Annotated in this window: 10 protein-coding genes; 6 read left to right on the forward strand and 4 right to left on the reverse strand. The window is 70.0% G+C overall.

Features of this window, described 5'->3' with window-relative positions:
- Window position 1: 1 nt before the first annotated feature.
- Complete coding sequence (locus PX701_RS01875; RefSeq protein ID WP_275505310.1) at window positions 2-2458, reverse strand: glycoside hydrolase family 5 protein; 2457 nt, start codon at window positions 2456-2458, stop codon at window positions 2-4.
- Between the two features lie 430 nt (window positions 2459-2888).
- Here PX701_RS01875 and PX701_RS01880 point away from each other — a divergent pair, with 430 nt between their 5' ends.
- Both PX701_RS01880 and PX701_RS01885 read left to right on the forward strand, forming a co-directional pair.
- Window positions 2889-4184 (forward strand): ABC transporter substrate-binding protein, encoded by a 1296-nt coding sequence (locus PX701_RS01880; protein ID WP_231429876.1) that lies wholly within the window; start codon window positions 2889-2891, stop codon window positions 4182-4184.
- Between the two features lie 124 nt (window positions 4185-4308).
- Window positions 4309-8124: a galactose-binding domain-containing protein gene (locus tag PX701_RS01885; RefSeq protein WP_275505311.1), complete on the forward strand. Its 3816-nt coding sequence runs from the start codon at window positions 4309-4311 to the stop codon at window positions 8122-8124.
- Between the two features lie 184 nt (window positions 8125-8308).
- On the opposite strand, the gene PX701_RS01890 is transcribed toward PX701_RS01885, so the two are convergent.
- From PX701_RS01890 to PX701_RS01900, 3 genes are read right to left on the reverse strand one after another with little or no spacing between them, the layout of a single operon-like run.
- On the reverse strand, window positions 8309-9394 hold the full coding sequence (locus tag PX701_RS01890; RefSeq protein ID WP_275505312.1) for a glycoside hydrolase family 130 protein: 1086 nt from the start codon (window positions 9392-9394) through the stop codon (window positions 8309-8311).
- Between the two features lie 33 nt (window positions 9395-9427).
- The gene (locus PX701_RS01895) at window positions 9428-10300 is read right to left on the reverse strand and encodes a carbohydrate ABC transporter permease (RefSeq protein ID WP_275505313.1); all 873 of its coding nucleotides are present in this window, start codon (window positions 10298-10300) and stop codon (window positions 9428-9430) included.
- A complete protein-coding gene (locus PX701_RS01900) occupies window positions 10297-11238 on the reverse strand; it encodes a carbohydrate ABC transporter permease (protein WP_231429880.1) in 942 nt (313 codons plus the stop codon). The genes PX701_RS01895 and PX701_RS01900 overlap by 4 nt, the downstream gene beginning before the upstream one ends.
- A gap of 213 nt (window positions 11239-11451) precedes the next feature.
- Between PX701_RS01900 and PX701_RS01905 the strand changes: the two genes are divergently transcribed.
- The 4 genes from PX701_RS01905 to PX701_RS01920 all read left to right on the forward strand — a co-directional run bounded on the left by PX701_RS01905 (window position 11452) and on the right by PX701_RS01920 (window position 23097).
- Window positions 11452-12564 carry a LacI family DNA-binding transcriptional regulator gene (locus tag PX701_RS01905; protein ID WP_231429881.1) on the forward strand — a complete coding sequence of 371 codons (1113 nt, stop codon included), beginning with the start codon at window positions 11452-11454 and terminating at the stop codon, window positions 12562-12564.
- A gap of 11 nt (window positions 12565-12575) precedes the next feature.
- Window positions 12576-13358, forward strand: a complete 783-nt coding sequence (locus PX701_RS01910; protein ID WP_275505314.1) for an HAD-IIB family hydrolase — start codon at window positions 12576-12578, stop codon at window positions 13356-13358.
- A 369-nt stretch (window positions 13359-13727) separates the two neighbouring features.
- On the forward strand, window positions 13728-14894 hold the full coding sequence (locus tag PX701_RS01915; protein WP_275505315.1) for an RtcB family protein: 1167 nt from the start codon (window positions 13728-13730) through the stop codon (window positions 14892-14894).
- Between the two features lie 322 nt (window positions 14895-15216).
- A complete protein-coding gene (locus PX701_RS01920; protein WP_275505316.1) occupies window positions 15217-23097 on the forward strand; it encodes a DUF7507 domain-containing protein in 7881 nt (2626 codons plus the stop codon).
- Window positions 23098-23107 lie beyond the last annotated feature (10 nt).

The raw sequence follows: 23107 nt of genomic DNA on the forward strand, positions 1-23107 counted from the left end.
GCTACTCGGCCGGCTTCACGTCGAGCGCGTACGCGCCCTCGGCGCAACCGGTGAGCAGCCAGCCGCCGGGCACCTCGTCGACGGCGACGTCGCCGAGGCCGCTCGACTCGACGGCCGGCTCAGCCGACCCGGGGATCCAGACCTGGAGCCCGCACGTCGCCGAGGGGGCCTCGCCGGTGAGCGACATCGTCGCCGCGGCATCCGGCGTGCCCGTGACTCCGGCGCGAAGGCTCGTGAGCACGCCAGGGGCTTGCTGCGGGTAGGCGCGCGACAGGATGCCCAGCAGGTGCTCCTTGCGGGGCGCCTCCTCGCCCGTCGCGCAGACCTCGGAGAGCAGCCCGTTGCCGAGCTCCTGGATGCCGTTCTGGGGGTCGCCGCACGCCTGCTTCCACACCCAGTAGGCGCTGCCGAGCATGCGCGCGTCCTCTTCGGCGGCGTATCGCGAGAGGTGCGCCGCGGTCGACTCGTCGTCGCCCCAGTACCCGTACTCGCCCGACCACATCGGCATGCCGAGCTCGTCGGCCACGCGCTGGCCGAGCTCGAACTGGCGCTCGGTGCTGACGATCGTGGGGAGTCCGAGCGAGGCATCCATGGTGATCGACTCGGCGTAGAGGTGCGGCGAGAACGCGACGTTGAGGTCGTCGGTGAAGCCGCGCGCGGGACCCGAGTCGAAGCCGAGCCCCGACCACAGGATGCTGGGCTCGACGAAGACGATCTGCGGCGCGCCCGCCTCCCGGATCGCCGCGATCGCCTTCGCCGAGTATTCGCCGTTCTTCTTCGAGGTCGTGACGGGCGCGGTCTCGCCGAAGCCGGGCTCGTTGAGCAGGTCGAAGCCCGCGACGGCCTTCTCGTCGGCGAACTCGCCGGCGAGCTCGCCCCACGTGCGGGCGAGCGCCGTCTGGATGCCGTCGGTGTCGAACCAGAAGTGCTCGAACGCCCGGTCGCCCGCGGGCGAGATGTCGCGGCCCGTGAACGAGCAGCGCGGGGCGCCGTCCCAGTGGGTCGCCCACTCTGGTGCGCCGTCGTAGCCCCACATCGGGTCGGTGCCGGGCCGGCACACGGTGCCCTCGGCGGTCGGCAGGTTCGACCAGCCGTCCTGGTGCATGTCGAGCACGGTGCGGATGCCGTGCTTCTCGCCCCACGCGACCGCCTGCTTCACGGTCGCGAGGTAGTCGGGGTCGAGCTCGCCGCGCGTCGGCTCGAGTGCCGACCACGAGAGGCCGAGCCGCACGACGTTGAACCCGTACGTCGCCATGTCGGCGAAGTCCTGCTCGGTGAGCTCGCGGGTCGCGGGCACCTCGGGGCGCGCCTGGTAGAAGTCGACGAGCTGGTTGACGTTGACGCCGCGCAGCAGCACCTGGTGGCCTTCGCCGTCGGTGAAGCGCCCGTCTTCGACGCGCAGGAACCCGGCGGGCACGGATGCCTCGTTCGCGACGGTCGCGACCGCGGGCGCCGCCGGGGCGAGCAGCGAGGCGGTGACCGCGGTCACGGCGACGACGGCCACGCCGATGCCGACGCCCGCGGCGATGCGTGCCGGCGAGGCATCTCGTCGCTCGTTCAGTTCGCCCGCCGTCGGGTCTGCCGCGCTGCATGCCGCTCGCCGCGCCATGACGCGGTCGGCGACGAGTGCGACGACGGCCGCGATCCAGCCGGTGCAGGCGGCGAAGGCGACCCCGTCGGCGACGTGGATGTAGGCCGCCATGAGCGGCCAGAGGTCGCCGCGGAACCCGTCGTCGACGACGAGGCCGACGATCGACTGCGCGAGGCCGAAGACGCCGCCCGCGACGAGCGCGCCGAGCCAGGTGCCGAGGAACCCGGGCACGCGTCGGCGCATCCACCGGATGCCGAGCCACGCCGCACCGATGAGCAGCAGCACGGCGACGATCATCGCGATCGGGCCGTCGTCGGGCCTCGGCGTCGGGATGCCGGGCGCGTACGTCGCCCCCGTCCACCAGGAGCCCGCGAGCAGCGGTGCCACGGCGCCGGCCGCGATCGCCGCAGGCCAGACCGTCAACGCGTCGGCCGATGGGGCGCGAAGCGCCGTATCGAGGCCACGGCGCCGCGCCACCACCCGCTCGACGACGCGCACGACCCCCGCCACGATCAGCGCCGTGGGCACCGCCTTCGCGGTCACGAAGCCGCCGGCCCACGCCGACAGCGCGACATCCCCGGTCATCGCCAGGCACGCCGCGAACTGCGCGAGCAGTGCCGCGAGCACGACGCCCGCGGTCAGCGTCCAGAAGCGGTCGCCCGCGCGCACCGCCGCCCACCAGACGACGGCGAGCATGACCGGCACGAACACGACGTAGCGGGCGACGGGCCACCACAGGTCGAACCGCGGCGTGCCGCCGGGCCAGCCGACGAGGGCGAGCAGGCCGGTCGGGTCGATCACGGCCTGAACGACCAGCAGCAGGGATGTCGCGGCGACGGCGACGATCGGACGGCGCAACGCGCGCATGGCACTCCATCGTGTCGTGGGTTCGGGTGCAGCCATCCTCGGTGCTCGACACGAGCGGGTCAATAGCCGAGTGGGACAAGTGACCCAGTTGTGATCTTCCGGTGGAGGCCGTGACCGGTCGAATGCCTCGACGATGGGCGGCAGCGAGGCGCCTCGTTCGGCCTCAGAACGAGAGTTTAGGTGAGTTTAGCTGGAGTGGTAGCGCCCAAAGTCACCGTTATCCGCCATGAATTCGCACAACTTGGCGGCGAGATGATCCAGGAAATGAGACCGGTTGACTTTGCCGACCAAAACCGGTTTACTATCCGTGTTCAATCCCTTACCCGGAGGATGCGAGCACCTCGCGCACGTGTGGGCGAGTGGCAGGGGAAGGGCCCCAGCACAGCAGGAAGAGCGCGCGAGCGCCTTCCAGACGAAGGAGTTCCTCGCAATGAAGCGTTTAGCAGCCACCGTTGCCCTGGCGGCCCTCGCCGTGCCGCTCGCGGCATGCGCGTCGTCGGGCGCGCCCGACAGCACCGAACTGACATCCGGCCCGATCAGCATCTGGTACTCGACGAACGAACAGGAGATCGCGTGGGCGGAGGCGGTGGTCGACGCATGGAACGCCGATCACCCCGACGAGCAGGTGACGGCCGAGGCCATTCCCTCCGGCAAGTCCTCGGAGGACGCCATCGGAGCCGCGATCACCGCCGGCAACACGCCCTGCCTGGTCTACAACACGGCGCCCGCCGCCGTGCCCGCCTTCCAGAAGCAGGGCGGCCTGGTGAACATCTCTCAGACCTTCGAGGACGGCGAGTCCTTCATCACCGAGCGGTCGGGCGAGGCTGCCGACGGATTCCGCTCTCCCGACGGCGACCTCTACCAGGTGCCGTGGAAGGCGAACCCGTTCATGCTCTACTACAACAAGGACGTCTTCGAGGCGGCCGGACTCGACCCCGAGAACCCCGATCTCGCGACCTACGACGACGTCCTGGCCGCCGCGGAGGCGATCAAGAAGAGCGGCGCGGCCGACTTCGTCCTGTATCCGCCGGCCTCCAGCGACTACACGAACGCGCTGTTCGACTTCTACCCGTTCTTCCTCGCCAACTCGGGCGGCACCCAGCTGGTCACCGATGGCAAGGCATCGTTCGCGAGCGAGGAGGGGCTCGAGACGCTCGAGTTCTGGAAGACCCTCTACGCCGAGGGCTACTCCTCGGCGGAGCCGTACAGCGGGGACGCGTGGGCCGGTCCGTTCGCGGACGGCGTCGCAGCTCTCGGCATCGCCGGCCCGTGGGGTGCCGGAGCGTTCGACGGCAAGGTGGACTACGGCATCGTGCCGCTGCCGACCGCCGACGGCACGCCGGCGGCCGACACCTACACCTTCGGCGACTCGAAGAACGTCGGCCTGTACACCTCCTGCGAGAACAAGCAGACCGCGTGGGACTTCGCGAAGTTCTCGATGGATGCCGACAACGACCTGGCACTGCTCGAGACCACCGGGCAGTTCCCGATCCGCGGCGACGTCGATGAGATCGCCGGCGAGTTCCTCGCGACGAGCCCGGTGCTCTCGACGTTCGCAGAGTCCGTGCCGCTCACGGTCGACGTGCCGAACATCGCGAACGCCACGGAGATCTGGCAGACCTTCCGCGACGCCTGGGGGCAGGCGGTGCAGGCGGGCGACGGCGACCTCGAGGAGACCTTCAAGACCGCGGCCGACGAAGTCGACACCTTGATCTCGCAGGGCTGACGCCCTCCCCGGGGTGCGTGGCTGCGCTCCGCACCCCGGGACCCGTACCACCCCACGATCGAGCGCCGGCCGGCTGCGTCCGCGCGCTCATCAGCATCCGGCAGAACGGCAAAGGAGCCCCGCCATGCGACGCTTCACCACATCGATCGCCATCACGGTCGCCGCCGTGATCGGCGCCACCGGACTCGTCGCGGCGCCGGCCGCCGCGGCCGACGACGACGTCGCGACGGTCGTGTCGCGCCTCGAGGAGTACTACCTCGAACAGGGCGACGAGATCATCATCGCCAACGGCATCTACCTGGCGCGCACCTCCGAGGCGATGGACTACGTCGCGTCCCAGAACGAGGACGGGTCGTGGTCGGATGTCGACTACGCCGACCGGACGAGCTCGGCCAACGGTTCGGTCTGGTCCCCGTACATCGCGCTCTACCGCATGCTCGCGATGACGCAGGCGTACCGCGATCCGCAGGCCGAGGGCCATGGAGACCGGCGGCTCGTCGACGCCGTCGGGCGCGCGCTGCTGCAGTGGGATCGCGTCGACCCCGGCAACCAGAACTGGTGGGAGACCGAGATCGGCGAGTCGATCGCGATGGGCCGGATCTCGATGTTCCTCGGCGACGAGCTCGACGACGCGGCCTTCGACGTGAGCCTCGAGCACAACACGGGCAAGCTCGATCCCGTCGGGGCAAACGGCGCCTGGCGCACCTCGAACTACCTCTTCGAGGCGCTCGCCACCCATGACCTCGAGAAGGTCGCAGAAGGTTTCTCGACCATCGTGGCGACGATCGCCGTCGACCACTCGGGCACGGTGAAGGAGGCGGTCCAGCCCGACGGGAGCTTCTGGGCGCACGGCGCGCAGCTGTACAGCGAGGGCTACGGCATGGTGCTCTTCACCTACGCGGCGCTCTGGGCCGACGTGGCGCGCGGGACCTCGCTCGCCTTCTCCCGTGACCAGCTGGACTCGATCGCGTTCTACATCATCAACGGCACCCGCTGGCTCATCCGCGGCGAGATCGGGATGCTGTACCTCGACTACCGGCCGCCGAAGACGATCCAAGGCGTCACCAGCCACGCGTCCGAGTTCATCGAGCCGCTGCAGCGGATGGCGCGCACCGATGCCCTCTACTCGACCGAGTACGCGGCCCTGCTCGACGGCATCACCGGCGAGACCCGCACCAACGGCGTGACCGGTGACAAGTACTTCTGGCGTTCGGAGTTCAGCTCGCACCTCCGGGAGGACTACGGCATCTTCACCCGCCTGAACTCCTCGCGGACGTTCGGTGCGGAGCTGCGGACCGCCTACCGCCCCGAGCTCGGCAACCCCGTCTACTGGAACGCCATGGGCTCGACCGCGATCCAGGTCAACAACCGGGAGTACCTCGACCTCGGCCCGACGTTCGACTGGTGGCACTACCCCGGAGTGACGGCGCCCGACGAGAAGCGCACCGAGCGCGGCTTCGAGAACCGCGGCCGCAACGGCGACGGGGCGAGCTTCACGGGCGGCGTCTCGAACGGCGAGTTCGGCGCGAGCGTGCTGACCCTCGACAGCGCCGGCACGAGCGCGCAGAAGAGCTACTTCACCTTCGACGACGAGCTGGTCGCCCTCGGCGCCGGCATCCGTTCGTCGAGTGCCGCGCCGGTGCACACGACCCTCAACCAGGCGGTCGCCAAGCCGAACGCGACGGTCGGCGGGCAGCCGGTCGAGCCCGGCACCGAGGCCGACGGCGTCGGCGGTGCGAGGTGGGCGTACAACGACGAGGTCGGGTACGTGTTCGCCGCCGGCCAGGACGTGAAGGTCTCGAACACGTCGCAGAGCGGGAGCTGGGAGGGCGAAGACCCCGTCAGCCGCGACGCGTTCACGCTCTACGCCGACCACGGCACCCAGCCGACGGACGCGACCTACGACTACACGGTGCTGCCCGCCGCCACCCCGGCCGAGGTCGAGGCGTACGCCGAGCGACCCGCCGTGCGCACGCTGCGCAACGACACCGAGGTGCAGGCGGTGCGGCACGACGAGCTCGACGTGACGATGGCGACCTTCTACCGTGCGGGTTCCGTCGAGCTCGGCGACGGTCGCACGATGACCGTCGACCAGCCGAGCGTCGTGATCCTCGACGAACGCGGCAAGACGCCCGTGGTGAGCATCTCGAACCCCGACCGCCCCGGTCTCACCGTGGCGCTCGCCATCACTGGCAAGGGCAAGGACTGGAGCGGCGTCTTCGGCCTCGGCTCCGGCGAGGACCAGGGCAGGACGGTGACGGCGGCACTCGACAAGGGCCGGCTGAGCCCGGCCTCCGACCTCGCGGCCAGCAGCACCGCACCGGGCCGCCGCGTCGCGGCACTCGGCGACGACGACCCGAGCACGGTCTGGGCCTCCCGCGAGGAGGACTTGACCTGGGTCCAGACGAAGCTCGAACGCGGCTCGTGGGTCACGGGGGTCACGATCGACTGGGGCGACGCCTTCGCCGGCGACTTCGTCATCCAGACCTCGCAGGACGGCACCACCTGGACCGATCGCACCCATGTCACCGACGGCGCGGGAGGCGTCACCGACGTGGCCGTCGAGCCGACGCCGGCGACGTACGTCCGCGTGCTGATGCTCGACGGCGAGGTCGGGACGTACGCGATCCGCGAGCTGGACGTCGACCGCGGCGTCAACCTCGCGATCGACAGTGGAACGAGGGCCTCCGGCTACTCGGGCTACAACCTCGTGTACACGATGGCCGACGGCGACCCGACCACGCGCTGGCGTGGGAGCAACTCCGACAGTGCGTGGGCGCAGGTCGACCTCGGCAGCTCCCAGGCCGTCGGCGCCGTCCGGCTCCGCTGGGAGGCGGCCTACGCCAAGTCGTACAAGATCCAGCTCTCCGACGACGGCACCACGTGGCGCGACGCGTACGCGACGCCCACGGCGGGCAGCGACGGCGGTGTCGACGTGATCGGCCTCGAGGGCGAGACCGCGCGCTTCGTCCGGATGCAGACCGTGAAGCGGGCCCTCAACTACGGGCCGTCGCTCTGGGAGTTCGAGGTCTTCGCCGACCGCGCCGTCGTCGACGCCCCGAGCGTGCCGGGCGGCCCGGAGAACCTCGCCCTGAACCGGCCGACCACCGCCGACAGCGTCTACAACGACAACCCGACCATCGTCGCCGCCAAGGCGACCGACGGATCGCTCGGGACGAAGTGGTCGTCGGCTCGGCAGCGCGCCGAGCACTGGCTGCAGGTCGATCTCGGCAGCTCCCGGTCCGTGACCCGGGCGGTCGTCAACTGGGAGGCGGGCACCTCGAACGACTACCGCGTCGAGGGTTCGGCCGATGGCGTCGAGTGGGCCGAGCTCGCGCGGGTGACGTCGGTGCAGCCCTCGCTGAAGCACGTCCACGACTTCGGTCCCGCCGATGTCCGCTACGTCCGCGTGGCCGGGCTGCCGGCCACGCAGTACGGGCTCAACATCTGGGAGCTCGAACTCTACGGCGGCTACACGTTCGACTGCGCCGAGGCGCTCGTCGCCGAACGTGACGGCACGGCCGTGCTCGCCGGTGTGGTGTCGCCGGTCGATCAGCAGGACGCCTTCACCGCCGAACCGATGGATGCCTCGGTCGTGACGATCTCCGAGACGCCGCGCCTCGGCGATGACGGCCGGGTCGAGGTCGGCATCGAGACGCACGAGCCGGGCGCCACCCGGGTACTGCTTCGTCACTCGGGTGGCGACGAGCTGGCGTGGTGTGACGTGACCGTCACGGCCGACCGGGCGGCCCTCGTCGAGCAGGTCGACGCCGCCGACGCGCTCGACAGCCGCGAGTACACCGCGCCGACCTGGGCGACGATGGTGCGCGCACTCGAAGCGGCGAAGGCGATCCTCGCCGCGACCTCCTCGACGCAGGCGCAGGTCGACCGCGCCACGGCCGATCTCGAAGCCGCAGTCGGCGGCCTCGACGGGCGATGAGGCGGTGACGCGGCCCCCGACCGCCCCGTGAACGACGGACCCCGATCCAGGTGCTGGATCGGGGTCTCGTCGTGCCGGATCCCGTATGACCGCGGCACGAGGGCTCGGGAGCGACGGGCCCGCCGAACGCTGCAGCGCCCGGGACTCGCGTCCCGGGCGCTGCGTTCTCTGCGCTGGTCGCCGATCAGTCCAGGCGGGTCAGCTCGGCCACGCCGATCGACGAGTCCGCCATGCCGTAGAAGACGAAGCGGCGGTCGCCGATCTGCTCGATCGCGGTCGGGAAGACGACGTTGCCGAGGGTGCCGTGCAGCTCCTCCGCCGTCTCGGGTGCGAGGAGCGGTTCGGCCGAACGGGCGATCACGCGGCGGGGGTCCTCCGCGTCGAGCAGCATGGCGCCGGCCGCGTACCGCGATCCGTGTGCGAGCTCGAAGCCCTTGGGCTTCGCCCCGGACACGCCGTGGTGCAGCAGCAGCCAGCCCTCGGGAACGCGCAGCGGGGCTGGGCCCGCACCGATCTTGGCGGTCTCGTAGCCCATCTCGGGGGCGGCGATCATCGACGAGCCGTGCACGCGCGTGAGCGCCGCCGGGTCGCGCCGAACGTCCTCGAGGTCGACGTAGCCGATCCAGATCGAGGGGCGGTCGTCGTCGATGCCCGCGGGCGTCGTGGCGCCCTCGCCGGGGCGCAGCCAGTCGAGGTCCCACATCGGACGGTGCAGCAGCGCGATGCTCGGCCGGCCGTCGGGGCCCGCGACGAGCTCGGGGAAGAACACGATGTCCTTGTTCGGGAAGAGGTTGAGATCGGTCTTGAGCTCGGGCTGATACGCGAAGTGGATCGGTCCGAGCCGCTGCCAGTCGATCGTGTCGCGCGAGATCGCGAGCGCGGGCTTCGGCCCCAGCGGCCCGTACGCGATGTACGTCATCACGTGCAGGCCGATGGGCTCGAGGAACGTGATCCGCGGATCCTCGACCCCGGCGTTCTGCCGGCCGTGCTCCCAGCGCTCGTCGGGCGAGAGCACGATGCCCAGCCGCTCGACCCCGACGGGAACACCGTCGACCACGGTGACCCGTGCCCGCGCGATGCGCGACACGTTGCCCGCGGCGACGACGCGCGGGTAGAGGTACAGCTCGCCGTCGGCGCCCCACGCGGTCGCGGGGTTGAGCACCCCCTCGGCCTCGAGCGGATCGCCCGGGTCCGCGGACATGATCGTGCCGAGGCGACGGAGTTCGTAGGGGACTGCGGTCGTTCGTGCGGTCTCGTTGAGTCGGGTCATTACCTTGCCTTGGAGGGTGTTGGAGTCGCCGGCTCAGCCCTTGATGGCCGAGCCGAGGTTCGCAGAGGTGAAGTTCCGCTGGAACAGGAGGAAGAGCACGACCACGGGCACCGCGAGCACGCAGGCGCCGGCGAGCACGGCGCCCATCGGGTTGTCGAGGAACGCGCCGTTCGTCTGGGAGAAGTTCGCCAGGCTGACGGCGAGGGTCTGCTTCGAGGCATCCTTGGTGACCAGGAACGGCCAGAGGAACTCGTTCCAGGGTCCGATGAAGGTCACGAGCATGGCCGTGAGCACCGCGGGGCGCACGAGCGGCACCGCGATGGAGACGAGGATGCGCAGCTCGCTCGCTCCGTCGATGCGCGCCGCGTCGAAGACGTCGCGGGGGATCTGCAGGAAGTACTGCCGGAAGATGAGCACCGCGACGGAGTTGATCGCGAACGGCAGGATCATGCCGATGAAGCTGTCGGCGAGGCCGAAGTAGCGCACGACCATGACGTACAGCGGGATCATGAGGAGCTGGAACGGGATCGTCTGCACGAGGAGCACGAGGGCGAACACGACGCCCCGCCCGCGGAACGAGAGCACGGCGAGGGCGTAGCCGACGAGCAGCCCGAACACGAGGGTGCAGCCGACGACGCCGATCGTGAAGATCAGCGAGTTCAGCAGCGACCCGACGAGGTTCACGGACTCGTTGATCTCGATGAAGTTGTTGAGCGTGAGGTTGCCGGGCAGGGGCAGCAGGCCGAGCGGGCTCGTGTCGCGTTCGCGCTGCAGCGCGCCGATCACCATGTAGTAGAACGGCACGAGGGCGAGGAGCGCGCCGACGAGCAGCAGCGCGAAGCGGAGCACTCCGACCACGCGGCCTCGGTGGGCGGGGCGCTCGGCTCTCGGGGTCGATGCGGTCATCGGTCCTTGCCCTCCGTGATGCGTCGTGAGATGAGCGAGACGATCAGCACGGCGATGACGAGGATCATCCCGATCGCGGCGGCGATGTCGGGCTTCCCCTGCTGGATGCCCAGCTGGTACATGAGCAGCGCGGGCGTCATGGATGCGCCGTTGGGACCGCCGCCCGTGAGGAGGTAGGGCTCGGTGAAGATCTGCGCGGTGGTGATGATCGACAGCAGCACGACGAGCGAGGTCACGGGGCGAACCGCAGGCAGCGTCACCGAGCGGAAGCGCTGCCATCGTCCGGCGCCGTCGAGCTGCGCCGCCTCGTGCAGCTCGCTCGGCACGTTCTGGAGCGCGGCGAGGTAGAGGAGGATGTAGAAGCCGAGGTTCTTCCAGGTGACGTACAGCGCGATGAGCGGCATGATCAGCGTCGGATTCGCGAGCCACGAGGGTTCGGGAGCGAGCGGGCCGAGCAGCGAGTTCACGACGCCGTTGCTGTTGAACAGGAAGATCCAGACGGCGAGCGTCGCGACCGATGCCGTGATGTACGGGACGTAGTACGAGATGCGGAAGAACCCGCGCCAGTGCACCGCGGCATCCAGCCCTGAGGCGAGCAGCAGGCCGAGGACCACGGTGAGCGGCACGTTGATGACGAGGAAGATCAGCAGGTTGCCGAACGCCTGCTGCACTGCGGGATCGTTGATGACCGTCGCGAAGTTGTCGAACCCGACGAACGGATGCGGGACTTCGACGCCGGGAGCCGTGAAGTAGAAGTCGTGGAACGACATCCAGACCCCGAACCCGAACGGGATCAGGAAGACCACGATCACGAAGATCGCATACGGCGCGCTCAGCAGGATGCCGAGGGGATTCTCGCCGAGCCAGCGGCGGAGGGCACCGCCGCTGCGGCGAGGGTGGGCGCTGCCCGGATGATGCGCTGGCGCGGCACTGCCCATCGCGATGCTCCTCACTTCGGTACGACCGATGGTCGGCGACCTCTGCGAGGAGTCCGGCCATCGGTGACGAGTCCCTAGTAAACCGGTTTTGGTGACATCGGTCAACTCTCCCGGGCAGCGCGGTTCGGATCTCTGCGCTTCGCCGGTATATCTGGGCGATTCCGTGATCGAGGGTGAGCTAAAACGCGCTAAACACCCGCTATGCTTCGGAGCATGGACGTCACACCCACCGACGAGGGGAGCCCGAGCGGCTCGGCCGCTTCCGGCATCAGGAACGGGCAGCGGGATCGCAAGGTCACGATCGGCGACGTGGCCGCGCGGGCGGGCGTGTCGAAGAGTGCGGTCTCCTTCGTGTTCAACGGGCGCCCGGGGGTGGGAGACACCGCGAGGGAGCGGATCCTGGAGGCGGCGAGGGAGCTGGACTGGCGGCCGGACGCCAGGGCGCGTGCGCTCTCCAGGAGCCGCGCTCAGGCGCTCGGCCTCGTCATCCGGCGCGAACCCGAGCTGCTGAGCACCGACCCGTTCTTCCCGCAGTTCGTCGCCGGCGTCGAGAGCACGCTCTCGACCGTGGGCTACGCCCTCGTGCTGCAAGTGGTGGAGAGCGAGCAGGCGGAGCGCGACGCCTACTCGAGGTTCGCCCACGAGGCACGCGTCGACGGCGTGTTCCTCACCGATCTCCGCATCGAGGACGGGCGCCCCGCCGCGCTCGAGGCGCTGGGCATGCCGTGCGTGCAGCTCGGCTCGGCCGAGGACGACCCCTCGCTGATCGGACTCGACGACGCCGCCGGGGTCCGACGCGCAGTGCGTCACCTCCACGCCCTGGGTCACCAGCGGATCGCGCACGTCGCGGGGTCCGACCGCTACGTGCATTCGCGCGTGCGCCGTCAGGCGTGGGCCGACGAGATGACGCTCCTGGGGCTCGAGCCCGGACCGGTCGTCGTCGGCGACTTCACCGGAGCGTCGGGCGCGCGCGCGACCCACGAGCTCCTCGACCATCCGCAGTCGCCGACGGCGATCATCTACGCCAACGACATCATGGCGATCGCCGGCGTCTCCGCCGCGATCGATCGCGGTGTGCGGGTGCCCCGTGACCTGTCCATCGTCGGGTTCGACGACATCCCGCTCGCGCCGTACGTCATCCCACCGCTGACGACGGTGCGTCAGGACGTGTTCCAATGGGGCAGTGCCTGCGCTCGGACGCTGGTCGCGATCGTCGAGGGTGAGGCGCCGGCGCCGGTCGAACTGCCGCCCGTGGAGTTCGTGGTCCGCGGGAGCACGGCTCCGCCGCGGAACCGCGCCGACCAGACGCCCGGCGTCGACGATTGAGGAGACGCCCGATGCCGACCCCGCGCCTCGTCGCCTTCGACCTGGACGACACGCTCGCGCCCTCGAAGACGGCGATCCAACCCGCGATCGGCGAGCTCCTGCTCGAGCTCGCCGACCGCGTCGAGGTCGCGATCATCTCCGGCGGGCAACTCGGCCAGTTCAGGTCGCAGGTGATCGACCGGCTCCCCGACGCCGCGGCTGAGCGGCTCTCGCACTTCCACCTCCTGCCCGCCTGCGGCACCCAGTACTACCGCGTCGGCATCGAGGGGGTCGCCGAGGTCTACCTGCATCCCCTCACCGACGACCAGAAGTCGCGTGCGCTCGCCGTCGTCGAGGCCGAAGCGCGCCGGCTCGGGTTGTGGGAGACACGCACCTGGGGCGACATCCTGGAGGACCGGGGTTCGCAGATCACGTTCTCCGCGCTCGGGCAGCAGGCACCCGTCGCTGCGAAGTCGGCGTGGGACCCGACCGGTGAGAAGAAGGACGCCCTGCGCAGCGCCGCCGCAGCCCTGCTGCCCGACCTCGAGGTGCGTTCGGGAGGTTCGACCTCCGTCGACATCACCGACCGCGGCATCGACAAGGCCTACGGCATGACCCGACTCGCAGAGCAGACCGGAATCCCGCTCGGCGACATGCTCTTCGTCGGCGACCGGCTCGACGAGCAGGGCAATGACTACCCGGTGCTCGCCATGGGCGTCGAATGTCATGCGGTGAACGGCTGGGAGGACACGGTCGCCTACCTCGAGGTGCTCGTTCCGACGCTGCCGATGCGCACCGTCGCCGTCGCGCGGTGATGCCATGGCGTCGACCCGGTGTTGACCCCTGCCCCGAAACCCCGCTAGTGTGCCAAGGCCGCGCCGACCGCGCGGCATCCCCGGAATCTGGAATGGAGGCGGCCATGAGCGTGCATCTGCAGCGCACGAACAAGCCGGCCTTCGTCGAGCCCGCGAACCAGCCCGCCCAGCGCGGGTTCACCCGTGAACTCGACCAGCTTCTCGACCAGGCACCCTGACGCCCGCGACCACTCGCGAATCCGTCACCCCGTGCCGCTCGAGGCCCGGGGTGTTTCTCTGTCTGCGCGCGACGAGACCCTCGGGCCCGAGGAACTCGAAGTCGGCCCCGCAACGCGGAGCCGACGCAATTCAACCAGACAGGAAAGGACCATGGAGAAGATCTCCGATCGGCTCGTCTCGTGGGCGAGCCTGCTCGACGAGCTGACCGTCGAGCAGGCCCGCGTCTCATCGACGATGCCGTTCATCTACCCGCACCTCGCGCTCATGCCCGACGCGCACCTCGGCCTCGGGGCCACGGTGGGCTCGGTCATCCCGACGCTCGGTGCGATCATCCCCGCGGCCGTCGGCGTCGACATCGGCTGCGGCATGATCGCGGTGCAGACGCAGTTCGAGGCATCCGACCTGCCCGAGGGCCGCAGGGAAGTGCGGGAGCAGATCGAGCGCGCGATCCCGCTCTCGGCCGGCAAGTACAACCGCAAGATCGTCGCGACCGCCGAGCCGCGCGTCGCCGAGCTCGAGGCCCTCGCCGAGGCGAAGGGCTTCGACCCGGCCCGGTACGCGGGCAACTGGCGCGAGCAGCTCGGCACGCTCGGCAGCGGCAATCACTTCATCGAGGTGTCGCTCGACGAGGCCGACCGGGTGTGGCTGTTCCTGCACTCGGGCAGCCGGGGCGTGGGCAACAAGATCGCGCAGCACCACATCAAGATCGCGCAGCGGCTCGCGAAGCAGTGGTGGATCGAGCTGCCGAACCCCGACCTGGCCTACCTCGTCGAGGGCTCGCCCGAGTTCACGCGGTACATCGCCGAGCTCAGGTGGGCGCAGCACTTCGCGCTGCTCAACCGTGAGGAGATGATGGACCGGGTCATCCGGCAGGTCTCCGAGTGGGTGGGCACCCCGGTGGAGGAGCGGCAGCGCATCAACTGCCACCACAACTTCACCGAGAGCGAGGAGCACTTCGGCAAGCGGGTGTGGGTGTCGCGGAAGGGCGCCATCCAGGCCGACGTCGGTCGGCCGGGGCTCATCCCGGGCTCGATGGGCACCGCGTCGTACGTCGTCGAGGGCCTCGGCGACACGATGTCGCTGAACTCGTCGCCGCACGGCGCCGGCCGGGAGTACTCGCGGTCGAAGGCCCGCAAGACGTTCACGCACGAGCAGCTGCGTGAGGCGATGGTGGGCATCGAGTTCCGCGACACCGACGCGTTCATCGACGAGATCCCGCAGGCGTACAAGCCGATCGACCGGGTGATGGCCGACGCGGCCCCGCTCGTGAAGGTGCGGCACACGCTGCGGCAGATCGTGAACGTCAAGGGCGACTGAGGGTTCAGCGGGTTGAGGGGGCGCGACGCGCCGCCTCGATACCCGCGACGGATGCCTCGGCCGCGGCCCGCGCACAGGGGGAACTTGCGCGGGCCGCGGTGGGGCTCGCCCACGGCGGGGAGTGGCTCCCCCCTCGCTGGGGGTCGTGCCGGTCTTTCACCTAGACCGCGTGATGTCGCGAGCGGCGTCCACCGGCAGGATCGGCGAACGAGCGCCCGGTGCTTCCCGCGAAGCCCGTGCGAAGGTTCGGAGGGGGATCCGAACGTCATCTCGGAGGGGGTTCCGAATGTCATCGGTCGACACGCGGCGCACGAAGCGGTGGGTGGCTTCCTGGCCTCGCCCGGTCGTGGTGGTCATCACGTCCGTCAGCCTGCTGGCGATGGTGCTGGTCGCACCGCAGCCGGCGTTCGCGGGCCCGGGCAGCCTCGTGGGCGGGCTGGCGTGGGCGGACGTGAATCGCGACGGCGTGCGAACCCCCGACGAGGCCGTGAAACCGGGGGTCGCCGTCGAGCTGCTGTCGTCGCCGACCGGCCCCGTGGTCAGCACGACGACCACCGGCGCGAACGGCAGGTACAGTTTCGCGAACGTCGCCGACGGGAGCTACTACGTGCGGGCGACCGCGCCGGGGCCGTTCGTCTTTCCCGCCACCGCGCAGGGGCAGAACGTATTCACCCGTGCGGGCGTGCCGGCGGTGGGCAGTCCCGAGCGCGGCATCACCGGTCCGATCACGATCGCCGGCGCGACGCAGGCGACCAGTCTGGACGCGGGGCTGCAGCCGCTGGCGACCCTGCAGACCGAACGGCTGCAGATTCCGAACTCCTGCGAGACGTACGCGACGACCGGCACGCCCCCGTGGGACGCCACGGACGGCCCCGGACTGGACACAGGGCCCGCCAACTGCATCGTGCGCGTCGGCGACACGGTGCTGCAGAACTACTCGGTGTCGCTGACGGGCCTCCCCACCGGGGTCAGCGTGCCGAACGTCGTCATCGAGATGACGATCGACCCGGTCTCGAACCCCGACGACCCGAGCGATGTCGCCGACTCCCGGCTCCAGCTGGCCGGCCCCGGCACCAACGGGCTGCCTGCGGGATGCCTCGCGGCGGTGAACGGGGCGAACCCGCCGTCGTCGGCGACGACGAACGCGAACGGCTCGATCACCGTGGTCTGCAACCTGGGGTCGATGTCGTCGAACGTCGGCACGGTGCAGCTCGCGTACCGCTTCGCCGACGACACGCCGATCCCGGGCTTCGCGTCGGTCACGGCGTCCGCCTATGCGGGGCAGGATGACGCGGCGCCGTCGAACACGGTCTCGGGCCCTGTCGTCCAGGTGACCGGCACGGCGCAGTGGGAGGCGAAGAAGTTCCTGCAGAACGGGCCGATCCGGGCCACGCGCACCGTCAACGGCGTCGCCACCCCCGGGTTCGACCACTACTACTGGATCGATCTCATCAACGTCATGGGTGCGATCGGTGGATCCGACCTGCAGTGGCCGATCTCGTTCACCGACCGGATGACGAAGTTCCCGAACGCCGTGCTCTTCAGCTGCTCGCCGAGGATTCCGGGCAACGACGTCGCGGTATCCGACTGGAGCGTCACCTGCCCGCTCAACCAGGCGGCCGGGACGACCGGATGGAACATGACGGCGTCGAAGCCGTCGACCTCGCGGCAGGAGAACACCCGCATCCTCGTCGGCGTGTTCGTACCCACCGCCGACGCATACCGGTCTGTCGACCCCGACTGGCAGCCGGGCGACACGCCGCCGGCGGGAACGGTCTCGTGGGAGAACCAGATCCGGGACACCAACGGCTGGCACATGATCGGCGGACAGCTCAACGATCCTCCGGGCAGTGTCGGGCCGGGGTACGAGCCCGGCTGGGACGGCACGACCGCGAGCGGCGACAACGTCGTGGCGCGCCAGTTCAACATCACCGAGCCCCGGTGGGACCTGTCGAAGACCAACACGGGGAATCCGTCGTTCCAGGAACGTGACCTCGACAACAACCCCGCCACCCCCGCAGTGCCCGGCTTCAACGTGGCGTACCAGTTCACGGTCAGCGAGTCCAACGGCAACATCCTCAGCAGCAACATCGACCGCATCGCGTTCAAGGACGTGATGCCGCAGTACCCGGGTGCCGTGCTCACGGGCTGCCTGGGCCACTCCGGAAACTTCAACACGGGCACCCCGACATGCGAGACCGGGGTGCAGCCCGCAGACGGCTGGGACATGAGCTTCACGCCGAACGCGAACGGCAACAACACCAAGACCAACACGTGGCAGGCGTTCTTCTTCGTCCCGACCCCGACCATCCCCGACCCGTGCCGTGCGAACGTGAACGACACCATCTCGGTGCGCAACGAGGCGACCGACACCGACGGCTGGACCGCCGGCGGCTGGCTCATCAACAACACCGGACTCGAACCCGGGTGGGACGGCACGACCGCGACCGGCAACAACGTCGTCACCCGCACGTTCAACGTGCGCAGCACCGTCAGCGACTGCGGCACCCTGCGCGGCGACAAGCAGTACGAATCGCTCGCCGGCGGGTTGACCGCTTGGAACCAGTTCTCGCTCGGCGACGTCGTGAACTCGCACGTCTGGACGACGGCGAGCACCAACCGCATCTCGCTGACCGACCCGACGGTGTGCGACGTGTTCGACGTCTCGGTGTGGCGCGTGTCGGGCAACCCGCTCACCCCGGTCACCGGCGCCGACCCGAACCCGCACCTGCAGGCGAACCCGACCAACCCGAACTTCGATCGCAACGACTACGTCATCGAGTACGCGGTCGGCACCAATGACGTCGATACGCAGACCGGGGTCGGCAACGGGCTCGACAACACGGCGAACGTGACCGATGCCCGGGCCTGTCGTGACTACCCGGGCCCCTGGACCACCGACCCCGCCGCCACCTTCGGAGCCGACTGGCGCGACGAGGTCAACATGGTGCGGGCCAGGCCGGTGAACGCCGGCCACGTCGAGGTCGGCCCCTTCACCCTCGGGCTGTACCTGCCGCTGCAGTCGCGCTGGCAGTACAACGGCGGGCCCAACGCGGGAGAGGACATCCCGCAGGGGGTGCTGCTGAACAACACGGGTGCATGGCCGCAGATCGAGGCGAACGGGTCACTCGCGTGGCGTGACGTCTCGCGGCAGCTCACCGCGAACCTGCCGCTCAGCGGTCGCAAGTCGTACGCGACCGAGGCGGGCAACCAGTGGGCCGACAACGCGACGGTCGCCGCCGGAACGAAGGTGCAGTCGATCGTCGAACTCGGCGCCGACCGCGTCCTCCTCGGCGCCACGACCGGTCCGCCCAACGGCGTGCAGGCGCCGGGTGCGCCCGACACCCTCGGATTCCCGGTCGACAATCCCACGGTGTGCGACGCGTTCGACGTGTCGGTGTTCCAGCTCGATCGCCTCGGGTGGTCGACCTCGTCGGGCATCACCCAGAGCGACTACGTGATCGAGTACGCCGTCGGGTCGAACGCGGTCGACACGCAGGCCGGCCCCGCATCGGGCGGGCTGTACCCGGTCGACCGGACGTCGCTCGTGGCTGACGCGACGGACTGTCGCGAGTACGACGGCCCCTGGGTGACCGACCCGGCGCAGTTCGGGTCCGACTGGCGCAACAAGGTGAACATGGTGCGCATGCGCCCCATCGACACCGACTACGTCCAGCACGCCGCGTTCGCCCTCACGCTGCGCACCATGCTCAAGGCGCGCGGCGTGTACAACGGCGGGCCCGATGCCGGCAAGCCGCTGCTCACCGGCGTCCGGCTCTCGAACGTCGGCGGCTGGTCGGCGGGTCCCCGCGGTGACCAGTGGGCCACGATGCAGAAGGAGGTCCGCTACCAGGGCATGCAGCTCATCGTCGCGAAGTCGGTCGGCCAGGCGACCTACCTGCCCGGGCAGGACGCGATCTGGAACCTCAGCGTGGGTCTCAACAACGCCGAGGTCGGCGCGGTGATGGAGAACATCCGTCTCGTCGACACCGTTCCGCTGGGGCTCACGTACAACTCGACGTGCACCCGATCCCGGCTTCCGGCGGGCGTCACCGTGAGCTACAACGCGGCGACCCGCGAGGTCACGTTCATCCTCGGCGATGTCACGGCCACGGCCGCCAACTACTGGATCCGCACGGGGGCGACCGCGCTGCAGCTGTGCGCCACCCTCGAGACGGTGGCGCAGCCCGGCGACACCTATGTGAACCAGGTGCGGGCGCTGGCGGACAACTCCGAGAACTCCCCGACGGCGACCGCGACCACCACGGCGACCGGGTCGGGCCAGCTGGGGCTCGTGAAGAACGTCGACAAGGCGCTCGTGGCGAACGGCGAGACCTACACCTGGTCGCTGGACTGGGCGAACACCTCGACGGTCATCTCCTTCCTGCCGACCGATCTCATCGACGTGCTGCCCTGGAACGGCGACGCCGATCCGGCCGCCGGCTCGGCGCGCGGCCAGTACGCGTCCGACTACCAGGGCCTCTCGCAGCTGACGGACCCGCTCGCCGCGCCGACCTATGTCCGCGGCGGCACGGGCAACGTGCCCGGCACCTGGTACTACTCGACCGCCAACCCGTCGACCATCAACCACGACCCGCGCAACCCCGCGAACGCCGACCCCGCGGCACCGGGCGGGCTGTGGCAGACCGCGGCCGAGATCGCCGACATCGGCGACGTGACCGCGGTGCGTTTCGTCTCGAGCACCGCACTCGGCACCGGCACGCGCGTACGCGCGCTGATTCCCATGGTGTCGACGAGCAACGAGCTCGACAACGTCTACGTGAACCGCGCCGAGATCTACTCGGGCACGTTCCCGAACCAGCCGCTCCTGTCGAACGAGCCGTACGTCGTCATGCCCGGATTCACGGTCGGTGACCTCGTGTGGCTCGACGAGAACGGCGACGGGCGCTTCGACGACGGCGAGCAGGGCATTCCCGGCGTGACGGTGCAGGTCCTCGACGCCGACGGCGAGATCGTCTCGACCGAGGTCACCGACGCGACGGGCCGCTGGGTCTCCGAGGCCGTCCCGGCCGGCACGTACACCGTGCACATCCCGGCTTCGATGTTCGCTCCGGGCGGCCCACTCGCCGGCACCGTCGTGCGCACGGCCGGGTCGAGCGCCGCCAACGCCGTGAACGAGCGCGGCGACAACAACAACACCGCCGCCGCCGATCCCGCAGCCACGGGCCTCAGCAGCTCGCCGGTCACGCTCTCGTACGTGCGTGACACCCGCGGGTTCCTGACCGGTGCGAACGGGGCGCTCGGCGACGACGTCGCGGGTCTCACCAACCCCCTCATCCCCGACGAGTTCAGCAACTTCACGATCGATCTGGCTGTGATGCCCGAGCCCGAGGTCGATATCGAGAAGTCGACGAACGGGCAGGATGCCGATCAGCCGACCGGCCCGAACGTGGCGGTGGGCGGTGTGGTGCGGTGGACCTATGTGGTGACGAACACGGGCGGGGTGGATCTTGCGGACGTGACCGTCACCGATGACCGGGTGGATGCCGCGGCGATCGACTGCGGCGGCACCGGCTCGAACATCGTGGTCGGGCCGCTTGCGCCCGGTGGGTCGTTCACGTGCGTCGCTGAGGGCACCGCGACCGAGGGGCAGTACGAGAACCTGGGGTCCGTCACGGCCTTGGACCCCACCAGTACCCCGGTCGCCGACGATGACCCGTCGCACTACTTCGGTGCGACGCCGGCGGTCGACATCGAGAAGTCGACCAATGGTGAGGACGCCGACGAGCCGACGGGGCCGCTCGTGACGGTCGGCGGCGAGGTGCGCTGGACGTACGTGGTCACGAACACGGGCAACGTGCCGTTGACGGACGTCACGGTCGTCGACGACCAGGTCGACGCGGCCGACATCGACTGCGACGGCACCGGTTCGAACGTCGTGCCCGGTCCGCTGGGCCCTGACGAGACGTTCACCTGTGTCGCGTCGGGTGAGGCGAGCCCCGGGCAGTACGCGAACCTCGGCACGGTGACGGGCACCGGCCCGGAGACAGCTGATGTCGACGGCAACGCGGTGGCCGGGCCGACCGTCACCGATGAGGACCCGTCGCACTACTTCGGCATCGAGCCCACGGTCGACATCGAGAAGGCGACCAACGGCCAGGACGCGGACGAGGTCACCGGCCCGGTCGTGGCCGCAGGCGGCGAGGTGCGCTGGACGTATGTGGTCACCAACACCGGCAACGTGCCGCTGACGGACGTCACGGTCGTCGATGACCAGGTCGACGCCGCGGACATCGACTGCGACGGCACGGGTGGCAACGTCGTCGACGGGCCGTTGGCTCCGGGAGCGTGGTTCACGTGCATCGCGACGGGTGAGGCGACGCCGGGGCAGTACGAGAACCTCGGCACCGTGACGGGCATCGGCCCGGAGACGACCGATGTCGACGGTGAGACCGTCGCCGGCGAGGAGGTGACCGACGAGGACCCGTCGCACTACTTCGGCGTCGCCCCCGCGGTCGACATCGAGAAGGCCACGAACGGTCAGGACGCGGACGAGGCCACCGGCCCGAACGTGACCGTCGGGGGCGGGGTGCGGTGGACCTACGTCGTCACGAACACCGGCAACGTGCCGCTGACGGACGTGACGGTGACCGACGACCGGGTGGATGCCTCGGGCATCGACTGCGACGGCACCGGGAGCAACATCATCGCCGGTCCGGTGGCGCCCGGTGACACGTTCACGTGCGTCGCGAACGGCACGGCGACCGCGGGGCAGTACGAGAACCTCGGCAGCGTGACCGGTATCGGCCCCGAGACGACCGACGTCGACGGCGAGCCCGTCGCGGGCGAGACCGTGACCGACGACGACCCGTCGCACTACTTCGGCGTCGAGCCCGCCATCGACATCGAGAAGGCGACGAACGGCCAGGACGCCGACGAGCCCACCGGTCCCATCGTGAACCGGTTCGGCGAGGTGCGCTGGACCTACGTCGTCACCAACACGGGCAACGTCGTGCTGACCGACGTGACGGTGACCGACGACCTGGTCGACGCCGACGACATCACCTGCGAGGGCGGCGACGGCAACGTCGTCGCCGAGCTCGAGCCGGGCGAGTCCGTCGAGTGCACGGCGACCGGCACGGCGATCGTCGGACAGTACGCGAACCTCGGCTCGGTGACCGGGATCGGTCCGGCGACCACGGATGTCGACGGCGAGACCGTCGCGGGGGAGACCGTGACCGACGACGACCCGTCGCACTACTTCGGCGTCGAGCCCGCGGTCGACATCGAGAAGGCGACGAACGGCCAGGATGCCGACGAGTCGCCCGGCCCGCTCGTCGCCGCGGGCGGCGACGTGCGCTGGACGTACGTGGTCACCAACACCGGCACGAGCGACCTCACCCAAGTCACGGTGACCGACGACCAGGTCGACGCCGCGGACATCGACTGCGACGGCACGGGTGGCAACGTCGTTGCCGGGCCGTTGGCTCCGGGAGCGTCGTTCACGTGCGTCGCGACGGGTGAGGCGACGCCGGGGCAGTACGAGAACCTCGGCACCGTGACGGGTATCGGCCCGGAGACGACCGATGTCGACGGTGAGACCGTCGCCGGTGAGGAGGTGACCGACGAGGACCCGTCGCACTACTTCGGCGTCGCCCCGGCCGTCGACATCGAGAAGGCCACCAACGGCGAGGACGCGGACGAGCCGACCGGCCCGAGCATCACCGTCGGCGGCGATGTGGAGTGGACGTACGTCGTCACCAATACCGGCAACGTGCCGCTCACCGACGTGGCGGTGACCGATGACCGGGTGGATGCCTCGGGCATCGACTGCGACGGCACCGGGAGCAACGTCGTCGCCGGGCCGCTCGAGCCGGGTGCGTCGTTCACGTGCGTCGCCACCGGCACCGCCGTCATCGGCCAGTACGCGAACCTCGGCACCGTGGTCGGCACCGGCCCGGAGACCACTGACGTCGACGGCGGCCCGGTGGCCGGTGCGGTCGTGACCGATGAGGACTGGTCGCACTACCTCGGCACGGTCACGTCGACTCCCCGGCCCGGCGACCCCCCGACTGGGAACCCGCCGTCGGGCGAGAACCCGCCGCCGGCCACGAGCGACGACGACCCGCTCGCCAGCACGGGCTTCGCGATCGGCGTGCCGATCGCCCTCGGAGCCGTGCTCCTCGGCGGTGGCCTCCTGTTCGTCCTGATCGCCCGGCGCCGCAGGTCGTCATCTCGATGAGTTGAGGACG

Origin of the sequence: Agromyces chromiiresistens, assembly GCF_029167465.1 — a bacterium.
Taxonomy (GTDB): domain Bacteria; phylum Actinomycetota; class Actinomycetes; order Actinomycetales; family Microbacteriaceae; genus Agromyces; species Agromyces chromiiresistens.

Excerpts from the sequence above, each read along its gene's own strand:
- PX701_RS01875 (WP_275505310.1), bottom strand. The coding sequence starts at position 2,458 with ATGCGCGCGTTGCGCCGTCCGATCGTCGCCGTCGCCGCGACATCCCTG.
- PX701_RS01880 (WP_231429876.1), top strand. The coding sequence starts at position 2,889 with ATGAAGCGTTTAGCAGCCACCGTTGCCCTGGCGGCCCTCGCCGTGCCG.
- PX701_RS01885 (WP_275505311.1), top strand. The coding sequence starts at position 4,309 with ATGCGACGCTTCACCACATCGATCGCCATCACGGTCGCCGCCGTGATC.
- PX701_RS01890 (WP_275505312.1), bottom strand. The coding sequence starts at position 9,394 with ATGACCCGACTCAACGAGACCGCACGAACGACCGCAGTCCCCTACGAA.
- PX701_RS01895 (WP_275505313.1), bottom strand. The coding sequence starts at position 10,300 with ATGACCGCATCGACCCCGAGAGCCGAGCGCCCCGCCCACCGAGGCCGC.
- PX701_RS01900 (WP_231429880.1), bottom strand. The coding sequence starts at position 11,238 with ATGGGCAGTGCCGCGCCAGCGCATCATCCGGGCAGCGCCCACCCTCGC.
- PX701_RS01905 (WP_231429881.1), top strand. The coding sequence starts at position 11,452 with ATGGACGTCACACCCACCGACGAGGGGAGCCCGAGCGGCTCGGCCGCT.
- PX701_RS01910 (WP_275505314.1), top strand. The coding sequence starts at position 12,576 with ATGCCGACCCCGCGCCTCGTCGCCTTCGACCTGGACGACACGCTCGCG.
- PX701_RS01915 (WP_275505315.1), top strand. The coding sequence starts at position 13,728 with ATGGAGAAGATCTCCGATCGGCTCGTCTCGTGGGCGAGCCTGCTCGAC.